Origin of the sequence: uncultured Shewanella sp., from assembly GCF_947495455.1 — a bacterium.
GTDB lineage: Bacteria > Pseudomonadota > Gammaproteobacteria > Enterobacterales > Shewanellaceae > Shewanella.
On the sequence record NZ_CANLZC010000247.1, the window covers coordinates 1 to 589 of the forward strand.

At 39.6% G+C, this 589-nt stretch carries 1 protein-coding gene; it reads right to left on the reverse strand.

Annotated elements, in window-relative coordinates; translation table 11 throughout:
- Positions 1-238: 238 nt before the first annotated feature.
- Positions 239-589: transposase (locus Q0791_RS24975; RefSeq protein WP_299011963.1), on the reverse strand; the 351-nt coding region annotated here is incomplete at its 5' end.

Here is a 589-nt window from a genome sequence, read left to right on the forward strand (position 1 = left end):
ATCTTACTGGCTCTATATCGGCTTAGCTCTGTCCCATTCGCTCTCACAATATCAGCAATGGTTCTTGCTCCCGCTGAGCCACCACTCATTTCGTGTGCAGCTTCTACTTCATTGATAAGCGCCACATGCTCTTTTGATGGTGTTTTAGGGCGCTTTACCCAGTATTTGTAACTACTACGATGAATATCAAAGACATCACAAAGAACAGTTACTGGGTAATAACCTTTTAATTCATCAACTAACGAACAGTGTTGACTGAATCCGACATCAAAAGAGCTGTAGCCTTTTTTAGGATATCCTTTTCCATTTCAATACGTTGAATACGTTTCTCTAACTCACGGATTTTAAGTTTATCTTCGGTCATGGGGGTTGCTTTAGGTTTTACACCATCATATTCATTTCTAAGTTGTTTTACCCAGCCACTCATCGTTGACTTTCCAACATTCATGGCTTCCGCTGCTTCTTTTACTGAGTAACCTTGCTCTAACACTAATTGTGCTGCTTCAAGTCTAAACTCAGGGGTAAAATTAGGACCTTTTCTTTTCGTCATTGTGTCACCTATATTGATATGAAACTGATTATACAGTCT